Below are 16,112 nucleotides of genomic sequence, written 5' to 3' on the forward strand. Positions count from 1 at the left end.
CGTGCTCGCGACCATTACCAATTATTGTCCTGTTTATCACGCCGGATTGCCCTTCAGGACGCTTCGCTAATCGAAGGCAGGCTGAACTGGAAATTGGCCCCGTGCCCGGCATTGTTGGACGCCCACACTTGTCCACCGTGGGCCTCGATGATCGAACGGCAGATCGACAACCCCATGCCCATTCCTTCGGCCTTCGTGGTGAAGAAAGCGTCGAACAGCTGGTTTGCGCTTTCCGGATCGATCCCCGGGCCAGAATCCTGTACGGCGACCACGACGTGGCCATCGCTATCCCGATGGGACTCGACCCGTAGTTCACGTGAGTCGCCGCCGATGTCAGCCATCGCCTGGATACCGTTTATGACCAGATTGATGAGCACCTGCTGAAGCTGGACCCGATCGCCGAGCAACGCAGGCAGCCCGGAGTCAAGCTCGAGGCGCAACGAAACGCGATGATTCAGGACTTCGCGCTGAACCAGGGCTACGACATCATTGATCACATCGTTGAGTTGCAGCGGCGTCTTCCGCGGGGCAGCCTTCCTGGTGAGCGTGCGGATACGCCGGACAATTTCGCTCGCGCGCCTACCTTCGCCGATCATATGCTGCACACAGGCCCGCACCTCTTCCGGCTGCGACTCCCCGCGGCCGAGCCATCGCAGACAGGCTTCGCCACTGGTCACGATCGCGCCTAGCGGCTGGCCGACTTCGTGTGCAATGGATGCACTCAGTTCCCCAAGCGTTGTTACGCGAGTTGCATGAGCCAGTTCCACCTGCAACGCTTGCAACTGCTCTTCTGCCTGTTTGGCCGCGGTCCGCCGCGCTGCGAGTTCCGCCTCAGCCTCCTTCTGTTCGGTCAGGTCGAGCACGAACGCCACGCCGTTTTCCTCCGAGCCCTCGATTAGCGCGCCGCCGACCAGAACCGGGATGCGACTGCCGTCCTTGCGGATATATTCCTTCTCATAGGGCGGGGAACTCCCGCGCTGCCGTAGGTCGTCAATCGCCCGCGCATCGGCGGCGCGATATTCCGGAGGTGTCATGGTGGCCCATTGGACATGGCCGGACAGCAGATCTTGTCGCGAATAACCTACGATCCGGAGAAACGCGTCGTTCGCGTCGGTTGCGATACCGGCCACGTTCCAGAAGAACACTCCGATGATGTTCGATTCGACCAGCCGCCGGATGCGTGCTTCGCGCAGGCGTAGCTCCTCCTCGGCCAGCTTGCGCTCGCTGTTCTCGCGTTGCAGGTCGGCGTAGAGCAGCGCGTTCTCCAGCGAGATCGCAGCCTGCGAGGCCAGCAGTTCCAGCACGGTCACGCGTTCGGGAGGGAAAGCATGCGTGGCCAGGTTGTTCTCCAGATACAACAGGCCGATCAACGCAGAGCGCCGCATGATCGGCAGGCACAATACCGACTTCGGTCGCCGGCGGGCAAAGTAGTCGTCTGCCGCAAAGGGATTCGATTGCATCGCATCCGTTAGCAATACCCGCTCCTGGCAGCGGCGCACGTAATTGATGATGGACGCGGGCAGCACCGATTCGCGTGCGGACGATTCCGGCAACGCCTGTGCGGGCCGCGCCCGGCCCAGATGCCGCCGTACCTGGATCGTCTGCTGCTCGACGCTCGCTTCCGCCGCGAGGACCAGACTCTCGTTGCGTGCGAGCAGCAAATGGCAGGTCTGAGCCCCGGCATTTTCAAGCAGGATGTGCATCAGCGTGTCGACGAGATCCTCGAGCACGATCTGGCCAGAGATGGCCTGGGAGGCCTTGGTGACCGATAGCAGATCCAGTTGCTCGACATTACCGAATGCAGTGACCGCCGATGAAGCCGGCTCTTCGCGCAGTTGCGGCGCGCGCGCGTCGATCTGTCTGACCTTACCGTCGGCGCCCCAGCGCGCAAAGCAGTCGCGCGCCTTTCGCATGTATGTGTCGGCAATTGTCTCGAATCCACGCGTCCGGTAGAACGCCGATGCGCGCTCATAAGCGATTGCCTCGTTATGGACGAAGTGGTGCTCGCGTGCCGAACGAATGGCCTGTTCGTAAAGCCGCATGGCGTCGGGGTCGTGCGTCTCGAGTCGAGCAATCTCCGCGGCTATCAGCGCGGCGCGGTTCGTGAAATTCTCGGGGCAATTGTTCGCCCACGTCTCGAGCTGCCTCTGGTGAGCGGACAGCGCCTCCAGATGCCTGGGTCGTTCGTCAGCCGATACCGAATCGCAGTGTGCTGCGCGCGCCAGCGCGCCATAGAAATGATATTCCGCCACCTCGAAGCAGAATGGCGACGCCCACAGCAACGGCTCAGCATTCGATGCCGCCGCGATGGCGCAAGCGTAGTCAGCTGCATGGAAACGCGCTTGCAACTTGCGAATCCAATACCAGCAAGCGACAAGTGCCAGCCCTGGATCTGCGGCCAAATGCTGCTCGAACCGGTCTTCGTCGAACGCGGCATCGTTGAAGGAGCCGAATTCGGGCGTCAGACCGCGGAGTCCATTGATCAGCCTGAGTTGCGCAGTCATGACATCGGCGACGAATTCGAACCGCATTTTGCGTGCGAACTCGAGGCCACTTTCGGCTTCTCGCTGCACATCGCCGAGTGGGTCTCCAGCAGCCAGAAGATTGGTGATCAGGTTGTTGCCGCAATAGCCTGAAAACGTAAGGTCGCCAGTTTGGTTGGCCGTGTCGAAGGCGAGTCGCAGAATGGCACGACCCGAACGTATGTGCGCCGTCCAGGGCACGATGAAGGCGCCAAAGCCGGCGTAGACGCGAGCTTTGAAGCGATCCATCCTGTGCTTCTCGACGAGATCGACGCCGAGCTTGCCGAACCGGAATCCAGACTCGTAATCACCGAATTGCGGCCCGAGGGTCATGCCGAGCATGACGTAGGCGAATCCCGATCCATCGCTATTGCCATGCTCGAGGCTCAGATTCGCCATGCGACCGGCGACGAGGCAATACAGGTTCATGTCCGTGGCATGGGCGGGCGGCTGGACGGCTGTTAGTACGTCCAGGGTGGCACGGCACACGGGATCGGTCATCAGAGGCAATTCGAGAAGCTGCTCGATCGAGCGGCTGCCCATCCGTTGCCACAGTTGTTTGTACTCCTGCTGCACCTCCTCCTTCCGCGGGTGCGCCGACCACGTAACGCCGACGGCACGGAGATATTCGAGGCTCACTTCAACGGCGCGGTCGGCTTGTCCCGCGTTCATATAAAGGGCCATGCGCAGGCACGCGACGGCGGCCTTATCGATAAGGTTTGCGGCGCGGTTTGAAAGCATCGACAGCCGTTGTTCCGCCGTCGTCAGGTAGCTGTTGAGGAATTCGCATTCGGCACGCTGAAAGCCGAGCGAGAACGTGAGCGCATCGTGCCGGTTCGTACCATCCTCTGTCACCAGTGCGTCTCCGGCTGTGAAATAGGCCAGTGCCGATGCGTAGGCCGTCGCTGCCTTGGCACGCGTGCCGGCGCTGAGATTGAGTTCAGCGACACGCTCGCGTTCTTCAGGCGCCTTGATCAGCGCGGCGCCCCGATTGAACTGGTTTGCCACATCGAACAGATGATCGGCGAGCTCGTCGGCCGTCATGTTCGAGAGGAGCACGCGACCAATGCGCAGGTGTACTTCACTGCGGCGCTCTTCGGGAACCAGTGAGTAAGCCGCTTGCTGGATCCGGTCGTGCAGGAACTTACCGCTGCCATGGGTGCGCAGAATCAAACTTTCGCGCACGGCAGGCGCAAGTTGCTGCTCGAGTTCGGCCTGGCCGCTGACCAGCGCGAGAATCCGCAGGTCGAACTTGTTGCCGAGGCAAGCGGCCAGCTGCAGCGCTTCCTGTGCCGGGATCGGCAGTTGCCGCAACTTGCGCAACATCAGATCGACGACGTTGTCGGCGAAGTCTTTCGCTTTGATCTGTTCCAGGTCCCACTGCCATGCCTGAATCTGTGCATCGCGCCGCAGCAACCCCTCCTTGTGTAGCGCATCCAGGAACTGGATAAAGAAGAACGGGTTGCTCTCGGTGCGTTCGCAAATGAGCTGTGTGAGCGGCCCGCAGGACGCGTGTGGCGCATGCAGCGTATCGGCGACCAACTGATTCAGATGCGCGGCGGACAATGGCGCGAGCTGGATGTCGATCACCGGCGTGCCGCTGTGATGGATCGCATCGAGGCTCTTCATAAGCGGATGCGCTCGGCTCACTTCGTTGTCGCGATACGCGCCGATTAGCATCAGATAACAGGTGTCTGGGTGAGTGAGCAGGTGTTCGACGAGCGCCAGGCTGGCGGCGTCGATCCACTGCAGATCGTCCAGAAAGAGGACTAGCGGATGTGCCTTGCTCGTGAACACGGTCACGAATTGCCGGAAGACCAGGCGGAACCGGGTTTGCGCCTCCGCCGGCGGCAGCGCCGGTACCGGAGCTTGGGTGCCGATGATCAACTCGACTTTGGGCAGCACATCGAGAATAAGCTGGCCATTGACCCCGACCGCAGCCTGCAGTTGTTGTCGCCAGCCCGCGATGCGTGCTGCACTTTCGGCCAGCAGTTGCTGCACCAACTCGCCAAACGCTTGCGTAAGGGTGGCATACGGAATGTCTCGCTGGTACTGATCGAACTTGCCTGAAATGAAGTAGCCATGCTTCGTGACAATCGGCTTGCGCAAGCTGTCGACGAGCGACGACTTGCCGATGCCCGAGTACCCGGATACGGTGGCAAGCGCCGCCCGGCCGGTGGCCGCCATGAGTTCGAATACACCGAGGAGCGCATTCAATTCCTGATCGCGCCCGTACAGCCTGTGTGGAATCTGGAAGCGATCCGATAGATCGTCCGTGCCGAGCCGGAACGGCTCGATCCGGCCGGAGGCGCGCCATTGCGCCAGACAGCGGTCAAGATCGGCTTGCACGCCACGCATGCTTTGATAACGATCCTCCGGTAGTTTGGCCAACAGCTTCATCACGATGTCGGACACCGGTTGCGGCACCGCGGGCGCGATATCACACGGCGGCGGTGGCATACGGGCGATGTGGCAATGCGTCCATTCCAGCGGATCGCTCGCCTGGAACGGCAACTGACCGGTCAGCATGCGATAGAGCAACACGCCCATCGAATAGCAATCGGTCCGGTAATCAACTGGCCGATTCATGCGGCCGGTTTGTTCGGGGGACATATACGCCCACTCGCCCACGGATACGACAATGTCCTCTGGCGAGACGGTGTGTTCCTGGGTCGTCGCGAGGCTGAAATCCACCAGCAGAACATGGCCAGTGTCTGGCGCGACCAGAATATTGGCCGGCCGCAGATCTCGATGGATGACGTGGGCGGTATCGACGCCCGCCAATGCATCGGCCAGGTGACGGGCGATAGCGAGGCAGCGAGGCAGGTCCGGGCGCGGGCCGTGCCACAAAATAGTCTCGAGCGATTCGCCCGAGAAGTCTTCCATAACCGACACCAGGCGTCCGCGGTCATCGATCAGGGCAAGCGGTTTGGCAACGCCAGCGATGTTCAACCTTTGAAGGAGCAGATATTCGCGCTTGAAACGAGCGGACTGGACTGCGCCGGCATGTTCGGGAAGGAGTTTCAGGAGCACCGGCCGCCCATCTGTCAAGCGTCGGGCACGGTAGAGGTCCGAGCCCGCCGTCACGTAGACCCGATCAATGGTCTGACAATTCGCGACTATCATTGTCCCCCCTTGTCTGCCGCGACCCGGCCCGACACCTGCACGTTGCATTCCGCTGTTGAATGAGGGCCCAGCCTGCACGGACGTTGGCCCCATCCAAAATAATCACGTGACGACTGCAACGATTTACAATTAGTTTACTCGGTTGCCAATGAGACGCAGAAGCATTGGCAAGTTGAAAATGGGTCCATGCCAGTGGGGTGCGACCGCATTCCGGCTTCCCAAGGTGTCAAGATGACTACTAGACCGACCCGCCGAACGACGGACAAATCCGAAACAACCGACGCGTCCGTCATCTACGTCGTCGATGACGACAAAGGAATCCGTCTGGCCCTTGACCTGCTTTTGCGCTCGGTAGGCTTGCGCGTCGAAACGTTCGAGTCGCCGGACGAGTTTCTCCAGTTTCCTCATTCCGCGGGACCGAGCTGCCTCATCCTCGACGTGCGACTACGCGGGAAAAGCGGCATGGCTTTTCACCAGGAAATCGTCAATAGCGGCATGCGTATTCCCGTCGTATTCATGACCGGTCATGGAGACATCGAGATGGGAGTGAAGGCAATGAAGGCTGGCGCGCTTGATTTTTTTGCGAAGCCATTCAAAGACCAGGACATGCTCGACGCAGTTGCCCACGCCTTGGCGCGAGACAGCGAACGGCTCGCTGCGGAAGCCGCGTTAGCCGGTCTACGCGCTGCGTACCAGTCTCTTTCGCCGCGCGAGAAAGAGGTGATGGGCTTTGTCTTGTCCGGCCTGCTGAACAAGCAGATTGCCTCTGAGATGAACTTGAGCGAAATCACGGTCAAGGTGCACCGTGGACAGGTCATGCGAAAAATGAACGCGCGCTCTATGCCGGACCTCGTGCGCAAGGCCGAATCGCTTGGTATCAAGCCCTGTCTGCCCGACGGCCGTCAGTGCTGAGCGCGGATCTGCCCGCGTTTGCCGCTCAACAGGAGATTCGCTTGACGCGGCAAGCTCGGTGAAATCTCCTTACCGCACTTATACGTCCGTATAAGCCGGTTACGCTAATGCGGCATCGGTATATCCAACCGTAGAGTAGACTCGCCCTCCGGCTAAATCTACCCTTCTCTTATCGCGGCACGCTTGCTCTCCTTGCAGCGCAAAGCTCGCAGTTCGGCCCGACGACCCCATGGCGCTTTCGGATGGCCGCCCGACCGGTTCGCTTCTTAACGTCCCCAAGGAATCATCGTGTCATATGTTCTACGTAGCTGGATCCATATCGGGAGCAACTCCTACGGCGAGTACACGTTCGTGCCGTGGCTAGGGAGGACCATATATCGCCGTACCGTCGACTTCTCCGCCATATGCATCCAGTAGCCGCAAAGTCGGGAGTTGCTCGGCCGCTGCCTCACTCTTTGCTAAGGAGCGCAAACGATCGTGAACATCCCTCATCGCCTCGGCCGGACCGGGTTACTTCAGCGCCCGAGGTTCGGAACCCGTGGACGACGACGCTCGCAGCCATCGGCCAATCTTTTTCTCCGCCAGACCCGATGCGGAGTCCTCGGACCTGTGCGGTCGCTCCCGCTTGGGGGGTGAGCCGCTCAATTCGCGTAAATCGGAGGGCGGCGACGTGCGTACCTATACTGTGACGATCGTGGAGGAACTGTCCAATTCGCTCTTCGCATTGCGCTGGCACGACCCGACGCGTTGCAACTACGAGGAGCAAATCTGGGCACTATGCTTCGCTCCCGCGGCGGCGCGTTGCGCCCTGTCTGGCGAGCGCATCCGCAAGGGCGACCCGGTCTACCGTCCCCGAATCCGCGGATCGTTCAAACCACTCAACAGCGAAGCAGTGATTCTGGCCAGCGAGCTGCGCAAGGCCAGCACACGTGGCTGAGACGCGCTGGCCATCGCAGAGTGCGCGCCAGGGTTTGGCGACAAACAGTTCAACTAGAAACCGGACGCGTCTCGACGATCACGCGCAATTCGCACGGTTAGCTATCGCTTTCGTCATCGGTGACGCAGAGCAGCGGCCCCGTCGTTCACCGGATCGCCGGAGCGAAAGCGTTGCCGATATTCGGCGGGACTAATCTGAAGCCGGCGGCTAAACGTACGCCGAAGCGTATCCGCGCTCTCAAAGCCGCAACGCTTCGCGATTTCGCCGATCGGGTGGCGAGTGCTTTCGAGGTAGCGGCGCGCGGCATCGATGCGCGCGTCGTTCAGGAATGCAATGAGACTGACGCCGCATTCCTTGGTGAAGATGCGGGACAGGTTGCGCGGACTCATTTTGAGCCGGCGCGCAAGCGACGTGGTCGTGTGATTCAGATGAAGGTTGTCGAGCAGGTACTGCTGAATTGACTGGATCTGGGAATCGCTGCCGGCCTGGGTTTCCAACAGGGGGCTGAATTGCGATTGGCCGCCCGCGCGGCGCACATATACGATCAGATACTTTGCGACGTCGAGCGCCATTTGCTTGCCGAAGTCTTCTTCGATCATGACCAGCGCGAGATCGATGCCGGCGGTCACGCCTGCGGTCGTGTAGAGGCCGCTGTCTTTTACGTAGATCTGGTCGGGTTCGACCTTCGCCTTCGGAAACATTGACGAAAGACGCGTGGCGTCCATCCAGTGGGTCGTGACCGTACGGTTGTCGATCATGCCGGCGGCGCCGAAAGCAAAAACGCCGTTGCAGATGGCGGCGATCCGCCTCGTGCTCTTGTGCTGCTTCGCGAGCCATTCGCTGAGCGTCGAGTCTTCGAGTACTTCGAATACGCCGAGGCCGCCGGGCACGATCACCGTGTCGAAATGCGGACACGGATCGAAGATGGTCCGGTCCGGCATTACCGTGAGCCCGCTGGAAGACAGCACGCTACCGCGCGTCGTGCCGATCGTCAGCATTTCGTATTCGCAGGCTCCCTGACTGAGGATGCGGACCTCCGCAAAGGCGTCCTTGGGGCCCGCGATATCGAGCAGTTGGAATCCGGGGAAAAGCACCATTCCGACGGTGATCTTGCGCATAGGGGTCAGTCAAAATGGAGCCGAGGCTGGCGCGACGCATGCCGCATGCGCTCGCCTAGCGGCTCGCCTCGAGTTCGTCGAAGCGCCGGGTTCGGTAAAGCACCATCGATACGAGCCAGCTCGCGGCGAAGATGCCGATGATGATGTAGCCCAGCGTGCCGAAGTTGTCGTTCAGCGTCCCGATAGCATCCCACAGCTTGCCTTCGAGCTTCAAGTGGTCAGAAATCAGGCCCAAGGCCTCGATCGTGCCGACCAGCAGCGCGACCGCGACCGACACCAGTGTGATCGTCATGTTGTAGTAGATCTTACGAATCGGCTTGAGATAGGCCCAGCCGTAGGCCCCGAGCATCAGGTGACCATCGAGCGTATCCACCAGCGACATTCCCGCGCTGAAGAGCGCCGGGAACACCATGACCGCCCATGGCGAAATGCCGTGGGAAGCCTGCGACGCGGACATGCCGAGCAAGCTCACCTCAGTCGCGGTGTCGAAACCCAGTCCGAACAGAAAGCCAAGCGGGAACATGTGCCAACTGCGCGTGACGAGCCGAAACATCGGGCGAAAAATCCGCGCGAGAAAGCCGCGATCGGCTAGCAACATGTCGAAGTCGTCGTCGACGTAGGCGCCGCCTGCGCGAACGTGGCGCCATGCCTGGAAGATCGCTTTCAGAATCAGCAGGTTCAGGAACGCTATTGCGAACAGAAAGACTGTCGACACCGACGTGCTGATCAGGCCGCCCAATTCCTTGTATTGGGCAAAGCGCGTGCTCAACACGCTTGCGACCGCCACGACCGCGAGCGAGGCGATGACGATGATGGTCGAGTGACCGAGCGAGAAGAAAAAGCCCACGGCGACAGGGCGCCTTTTTTCCTGCATCAGCTTGCGGGTCACGTTGTCGATCGCTGCAATGTGATCGGCATCGACGGCATGGCGCAAGCCCAATCCGTAGGCGATCAACGCGGTGCCCAGCAGGACTGGGTGGTCCCAGAACGACACGAACGCCCAGATCCAGGCAGCCGCATTAGTCACCAGCAGCAGGCCGTAAATGCCGAAGAGCTTGCGCTGGACCTGAGGATCGGATCCGGTAAGTACATTGGACAGTTGCTTGAGCATGATAGATATCCTGATGAAACTTCGTTACGCGATATGGCGAGCGTTCTCGTGCCCTTGTCTGAACGCCGGTGGCAAGGGCACGGCTCAATCGCTGGACGGACGCAATGCGCGCAGATTCAGCGACGCCATGTCTGTGGCCGACAGCACCCCAGCCTGCGTCACGGTCTTTTCGAGGGCGAGCAGAAAGCGCTCGTAGTAATCCCACGGTGGCTGCCCCGCGCAGTATCCGTCTTCCCATTCGGCGATCGACTCGATGAGATTCTGGCGGAAGTCTTCCCACTCGAAGTGCCCCGCCTTCGACAGCGAAAGCGCGAGCCCGAATACCTGCCGTTCCCATGGCTTGTCGAACAGAAGTTTGCCTTGCATGCGCGGCGGAGAGTCCGGATGTCCAAGCATGCTGGAGGCGGCATATTCCTCGAACCGGGTAAACATGATCAGACCGCAGGCCGCTGCGATGCGTCAGGCGAGGGCACCAGCGCCACACCCATCATCGCTTCGGGTGTGACGAGCGCGGCCAGTTCCGCCTCGCTCATGCCTTCAGTACCCGCGGGCCGCTCCGGGATGACGAACCAGCGGATTTGCGCGCTGCTGTCCCATACCTTGACTTCCGTCTCGTCCGAAACCGGCACGCCGAACTCCTTCAGCACGGCGCGCGGTTCGCGCACGCCGCGCGCGCGAAACACCGGGTCCTTGTACCAATAGGGCGGCAGACCCAGCACGGGCCAGGGATAGCAGGAGCAGAGCGTGCAGATGATGAGGTTGTGAACGCCGTCGCCGTTGGCGACTGCGGCCATGTGTTCGCCTTCCGCGCCTTCCATCCCGGCCGGGAAGTCCATTTCCGCAATCGCCTTCGGTGTGTCTTCGACAAGGCGTTCTCTGAACGCTGGGTCGATCCACGCGCGCGCCACAATTTTCGCGCCGTTGAACGGGCCAGCCATCGCTTCGAAATGAGCCAGCACGGTATCGACCGAGTCGCTGCCCAGCACTCCTTTCTCGATCAGAAGCGCTTCGAGCGCCCGTACCTTGGCCGCGCTCGCGGCCTCGCGCTCGTCGTCGTATTTGAAAAGTTCGCTCATGTTGGTTCCATACCAGGTGATGGGTGTAGAGATTCAGTTCGATGCATCGAGATACGCTTCGTATAGGTCGGCGTATATCGTCGTGTTTGGCTCGCTCTTTTCCTTGCCCCAGATGTCCTCGGCCTTGAATGCAACGCGATAGACGGGCATCGGCTCGCCGATGCCGTCGGGCCCTGTCGAAACGAAGTAGGAGTAGGCACCCGGATAGACGGAGTCGATCACACCGCGCTTGTTGCGCAGGTAGCCGGGCAAACGCGTGTGATCGACGGCGGCCGGATCGGCGATGCAGACCTGGGCACCGGGTTCGAAGCGCGGCGTCTGCGTCAGTGCGTTCAGCCCCGAATCGCCTTTTGCAAGGTAGTCGTTGATCTGCGAGGCAATGGCCGGATTCGGCTGCGCGGGCAACGGCGCATCGGGCTGGGCGCGGTAATGCGCGGTCTTCTGCGCGAGCTCGTCGGCCGATACATAACCCTGATCGATGAAGAATTGCGAAATCCCCATCAGCCACTTTTCGTAGTACCGGTATTTGAAGTATTCGAACGGCTGCATGCCTTCGGCGCCGGTGCGCAGCGACGCCCAGGTCCACGTATTCCTGAACGTGGTAGGCAGCGTCGCCACCGGGTACTTTGGCAATGCGTCCGACAGATGCGTGCTTTCCGCCATCATCACCGTATGAATGCCGAAAATACGCTTCTCCCACGGCTCGACGAAAACCCGTGTCTCGACATTGACGGGTCCGAGGTTTTCGAGCCCGCCAAGGCTGTGCTGTAGTTTCATGACGTGCGATTCCTGAAGTGGGTGGTCAGTTGAGTTGAGGCTGAGCCTTGTGGCTTAGTGCTTCGCCGAACGCTTCGGAGACGATCCCGAAGACGGCGCCGGTGACGAGCGCGGCGGCAGCCACCAACGCGGGGTTCTGGATACCGACCGCGGTAATCGCCTTACCGGTGGCGACTGTGGTGCCGACCGTCGAAGCGAAGCCCCACACGACGGCGGGCAGCACATTCAGCAACTTCAGTTTCGACACCTGCACCATCGCCGCACTTCCGACGCCGACGCAGATCGCTGCGGCGAGGGGGGCCGTGCCGCTACTGGCGATCGCCATCAACGAGAGCGACGCGATGACGAGGCCGGTGAGATTCGACGCGACGCTTTGCACGAAGCCGCGCGGACCGCCGCCGACCACGAAGAACGATGCCCACGCGATAAACGTGACCCAGACGGGGACTGGAAACACCGTTGCCGTGACGTAGGTGTCGACGACGGCGAGCACGCCGATACTGACGGTAAGCGCATCAGTCTTTTTCATTGCAGACTCCTCGAGATAAGTTGGCTAGTGGATACAGCTGAGAAACGATTCGCGCAGTCGTGGAAAATCCAGATTGCGGCCGATGAACACGAACTTGTTCTCGCGCGGCTCGTCCTTCTGCCATGCGCGTCCGGGTTTGGCTTCCAGCAACATATGCACGCTATGGAAATGGAACTGTCGCGCTTCGGCGTGAAAGTTGAGGACGCCTTTCATGCGCATCAGTTGCTGGCCTTGCTTTTGTACGAGTTCGTTAATCCAACGGTTAAAGCGCGTGGCATCGAGGTCGCCCTTTTCGACCAGCGCGCACGATTGGATTGACACGTCGTGTTCGTGGTCGTGAGCGCCTTCGTCGAGCAGATCGGGCTCGATCGCGAGCAGCGTGGGGAGCGAAAAGCGGCGCACACCCAGCAGAGCGTCCGCGCGGATTTGCGAGCGGGTCGAGGTGATGATGGCGGCGGTTGGATTCAAAGAACGGATCGTTCGTTGGACGGCGACTAGCTCGTCTTCCGTGATCAGGTCGAGCTTGTTGATCAGAATGACGTCGGCGAACGCCACCTGCTCGCGCGCAATGTCGTCATCGAGTTGCCGGCGCAGATGCAGTGCGTCGACCACAGTGACGACCGATTCGAGATCCACGGCTTCGCGCAGGTCGGGATCGGCGAGGAACGTTTGCAGGACCGGTGCCGGATCGGCGAGTCCGGATGTCTCGACGATCAGGCGCTGCATGGGTGCCGCGCCGGTCTGCGAACGCGCCAGCAGCGCTTTCACACTATCGACGAGGTCCGCGCGCACCGTGCAGCACACGCAGCCGTTATTGATTTCGACCAGCGCCTGTTCTTCGGCGACGATCAATTGTCCGTCGATACCGACTTCGCCGAATTCGTTGACGACCACGCCGATTGATCCCGGCGCCCGTTGCTGTAGCAACTGATTGACGAGAGTGGTTTTACCCGAGCCGAGAAACCCGGAGATGACAGTGACGGGAAGCTTGAGCGGTGTGGGTGTGCGAGTCATGACAGAGTCCGTTGCTGATCGAGACTGACTCAATAGAGCGAGTACCAGGCCTGTCGCCGTCATCCGTCTGTGCAGGAAATCAGCTTGTCCCGAATGCACGGGAAATGTGGCTGTTTTTGTCCGAGGCGGACATTGAGGACAACATGATGCGAACAGGCGGCATGAATCCGATGCCAAGCGCTGGTGCAGGTGTGAGATTCGATGCCCTGCGACGGTGCGCAATGTTCCGTAGCTATGCGCTGCGGTGGCGATGACGACTCTGGAAAACGCTAATGAGCGCGGATTCAGCAATAACGGGCAGTGCCTACGGCTGTTCCGCTCTCAGAAGGCGATGTCAGTTTTCACTGAAAGTAAATAAACAAGTGATTTTCGGTGAAGCCATAACGCGCATCCCGCGGATAAGCTATTACTTCCCACTTCCGAGTTTCCCGTACATTGACCCACGTGCGATGTCTCAGGCGGCACCTTAATGCATTGCCCACCAGCTATACGTTCAATGGCGACTGCTGATGCCTTCGATATACAACGGTACCGACCATAGTTTGCGAGTAACGCCAGAATGACAAACAAGACTGCCGCACAGAACATTCGCGAAGCCGCCCTCGATTACCACGAGTTCCCCACCCCGGGGAAGATCGCGATCGCCCCGACCAAGCAGATGATCAACCAGCGCGACCTCGCGCTGGCGTACTCGCCTGGCGTCGCGTTCGCGTGCGAGGAAATCGTCGAGAACCCGTTGAACGCCGCGCGCTTCACCGCGCGCAGCAACCTGGTCGGCGTCGTCACGAACGGCACCGCGGTGCTGGGTCTGGGCAACATCGGCCCGCTCGCCTCGAAGCCGGTCATGGAAGGCAAGGCCGTGCTGTTCAAGAAGTTCGCCGGCATCGACGTGTTCGATATCGAGCTGAACGAGTCCGACCCGCACAAGCTGGTCGACGTGATCGCGGCGCTGGAGCCGACCTTCGGCGGCATCAACCTCGAGGACATCAAGGCGCCGGACTGCTTCATCGTTGAACGCGAGTGCCGCAAGCGCATGAAGATTCCGGTTTTCCACGACGACCAGCACGGTACGGCCATCGTCGTCGCGGCGGCCATCACCAACGGTCTGAAGGTGGTCGGCAAGGACATCAGGGAGGTCAAGCTGGTGTCCTCGGGCGCGGGCGCCGCGGCGCTGGCCTGTCTGGACCTGCTGGTCGACATCGGTCTGCCGCTCGAGAACATCACCGTCACCGATCTGGCCGGCGTGGTCTACAAGGGCCGCGTCGAACTGATGGACCCGGACAAGGAGCGCTTCGCGCGTGAAACTGATGCCCGCACGCTGGCCGAAGCCATCGGCGGCGCGGACGTTTTCCTGGGGCTCTCGGCCGGCGGCGTGCTCAAGCAGGACATGGTCAGGCAGATGGCGGACAAGCCGCTGATTCTGGCGCTGGCCAACCCGACGCCGGAAATCCTGCCGGAACTGGCGCTGGAAGTGCGTCCGGACGCCGTGCTGTGCACGGGCCGTACCGACTACCCGAACCAGGTGAACAACGTGCTGGTGTTCCCGTTCCTGTTCCGCGGCGCGCTGGATGCGGGCGCGACGACGGTCACGCGGGAAATGGAAATTGCCGCGGTCAACGCGATCGCCGAACTCGCGCGCCAGGAGCAGAGCGATATCGTTGCGACGGCGTATGGTATTCAGGACCTCTCGTTCGGCCCGGAATACCTGATTCCGAAGCCGTTCGATCCGCGTCTGATCGTCAAGGTCGCGCCGGCCGTGGCGAAGGCCGCGATGGATTCGGGCGTCGCCGAGCGTCCGATCGAGGACATGGAAGCCTACGAACAGCATCTGCAGCAGTTCGTGTATCACAGCGGCACGACCATGAAGCCGATTTTCCAGCTCGCGCGTGGCGTCGAGCCGGAGAAGAAGCGCATCGTGTTCGCGGAAGGCGAAGAGGAGCGCGTGCTGCGCGCGATGCAGATCATCGTCGACGAGAAGCTCGCCAGGCCGATCCTGATCGGCCGGCCGGCGGTGATCGAGCAGCGCATTGCGCGCTACGGCCTGCGTCTGGTCGCGGGGCAGGACTACACGGTCGTGAACACGGACCACGACGAGCGCTATCGCGACTTCTGGCAGGAATATCACAAGATGATGTCGCGCAAGGGCATCAGCGCGCAGATGGCGAAGCTCGAAATGCGCCGCCGCACCACGCTGATCGGCGCGATGCTGGTGGAAAAGGGCGAAGCGGACGGCATGATCTGCGGCACGGTGTCGACCACGCATCGTCACCTGCACTTCATCGATCAGGTGATCGGCAAGAAGGAAGGCGCGAAGGTCTACGCGGCGATGAACGCGCTGGTGCTGCCGAACCGGCAGATTTTCCTGGTCGATACGCACGTGAACGTCGATCCGACGCCGGAGCAACTGGCGGAAATCACGATCATGGCGGCTGAGGAAGTGCGCCGTTTCGGTATCGAGCCGAAGATCGCGCTGCTGTCGCATTCGAACTTCGGCACGAGCAACGCGCCGACCGCGCAGAAGATGCGCGACACGCTGGCGATCCTGCGCGAACGCGCACCGGACCTGCACGTGGACGGCGAAATGCACGGCGACATCGCGCTCGACGCGAATCTGCGCCGCGAGGTGCTGCCCGACTCGACGCTCGAAGGCGACGCGAACCTGCTGGTGCTGCCGAACATCGACGCGGCCAACATCTCGTACAACCTGCTGAAGACGGCCGCGGGCAACAACATCGCGATTGGTCCGATGCTGCTGGGCGCGGCCAAGCCGGTGCACGTGCTGACGGCGTCGGCGACGGTGCGCCGGATCGTCAACATGACGGCGCTGCTGGTGGCGGATGTTGTGGGCGGCCGCATGAACGGTTGATTCTTGCGCCTCGGCTTGGTCACGCGGGGATGCAGCAAAGCAATCTCGCGTTGCATGATGCCCACGAGGGGACTCTCGACTCGACATCGCGAGCCGGCCTTACTTCGAACGAAACCTGCGCGTA

General features: G+C 61.1%; 11 protein-coding genes. 3 read left to right on the forward strand and 8 right to left on the reverse strand.

The window, feature by feature from the left end:
- Window positions 1-53: 53 nt before the first annotated feature.
- The gene (locus B0G74_RS31625; protein WP_207915740.1) at window positions 54-5,609 is read right to left on the reverse strand and encodes a trifunctional serine/threonine-protein kinase/ATP-binding protein/sensor histidine kinase; all 5,556 of its coding nucleotides are present in this window, start codon (window positions 5,607-5,609) and stop codon (window positions 54-56) included.
- Window positions 5,610-5,879: 270 nt separating this feature from the next.
- On the opposite strand from B0G74_RS31625, the gene B0G74_RS31630 reads away from it, so the two are divergent.
- Window positions 5,880-6,560 carry a response regulator gene (locus B0G74_RS31630; protein WP_132381217.1) on the forward strand — a complete coding sequence of 227 codons (681 nt, stop codon included), beginning with the start codon at window positions 5,880-5,882 and terminating at the stop codon, window positions 6,558-6,560.
- Between the two features lie 670 nt (window positions 6,561-7,230).
- Window positions 7,231-7,497: a DUF3331 domain-containing protein gene (locus B0G74_RS31635; RefSeq protein ID WP_243658403.1), complete on the forward strand. Its 267-nt coding sequence runs from the start codon at window positions 7,231-7,233 to the stop codon at window positions 7,495-7,497.
- Between the two features lie 113 nt (window positions 7,498-7,610).
- Here the strand turns inward: B0G74_RS31635 and B0G74_RS31640 are convergent, their stop codons facing one another.
- From B0G74_RS31640 to B0G74_RS31670, 7 genes are all read right to left on the reverse strand, one after another.
- Window positions 7,611-8,615: a GlxA family transcriptional regulator gene (locus B0G74_RS31640; protein ID WP_132379813.1), complete on the reverse strand. Its 1,005-nt coding sequence runs from the start codon at window positions 8,613-8,615 to the stop codon at window positions 7,611-7,613.
- A 55-nt stretch (window positions 8,616-8,670) separates the two neighbouring features.
- On the reverse strand, window positions 8,671-9,726 hold the full coding sequence (locus B0G74_RS31645) for a HoxN/HupN/NixA family nickel/cobalt transporter (RefSeq protein ID WP_132379814.1): 1,056 nt from the start codon (window positions 9,724-9,726) through the stop codon (window positions 8,671-8,673).
- 84 nt (window positions 9,727-9,810) lie between these two features.
- On the reverse strand, window positions 9,811-10,092 hold the full coding sequence (locus B0G74_RS31650) for a nitrile hydratase accessory protein (RefSeq protein ID WP_243658404.1): 282 nt from the start codon (window positions 10,090-10,092) through the stop codon (window positions 9,811-9,813).
- Window positions 10,093-10,160: 68 nt separating this feature from the next.
- A complete protein-coding gene (gene nthA / locus B0G74_RS31655) occupies window positions 10,161-10,802 on the reverse strand; it encodes a nitrile hydratase subunit alpha (protein WP_132379818.1) in 642 nt (213 codons plus the stop codon).
- A gap of 33 nt (window positions 10,803-10,835) precedes the next feature.
- Window positions 10,836-11,579, reverse strand: a complete 744-nt coding sequence (gene nthB, locus B0G74_RS31660; protein WP_132379820.1) for a nitrile hydratase subunit beta — start codon at window positions 11,577-11,579, stop codon at window positions 10,836-10,838.
- A 25-nt stretch (window positions 11,580-11,604) separates the two neighbouring features.
- Complete coding sequence (locus tag B0G74_RS31665; protein WP_132379822.1) at window positions 11,605-12,108, reverse strand: DUF1097 domain-containing protein; 504 nt, start codon at window positions 12,106-12,108, stop codon at window positions 11,605-11,607.
- A gap of 24 nt (window positions 12,109-12,132) precedes the next feature.
- Window positions 12,133-13,122: a GTP-binding protein gene (locus B0G74_RS31670; RefSeq protein ID WP_132379824.1), complete on the reverse strand. Its 990-nt coding sequence runs from the start codon at window positions 13,120-13,122 to the stop codon at window positions 12,133-12,135.
- 559 nt (window positions 13,123-13,681) lie between these two features.
- Between B0G74_RS31670 and B0G74_RS31675 the strand changes: the two genes are divergently transcribed.
- Complete coding sequence (locus B0G74_RS31675; protein ID WP_132379826.1) at window positions 13,682-15,988, forward strand: NADP-dependent malic enzyme; 2,307 nt, start codon at window positions 13,682-13,684, stop codon at window positions 15,986-15,988.
- Window positions 15,989-16,112: the final 124 nt, after the last annotated feature.

Origin of the sequence: Paraburkholderia sp. BL9I2N2, assembly GCF_004339745.1 — a bacterium.
Lineage (GTDB): Bacteria > Pseudomonadota > Gammaproteobacteria > Burkholderiales > Burkholderiaceae > Paraburkholderia.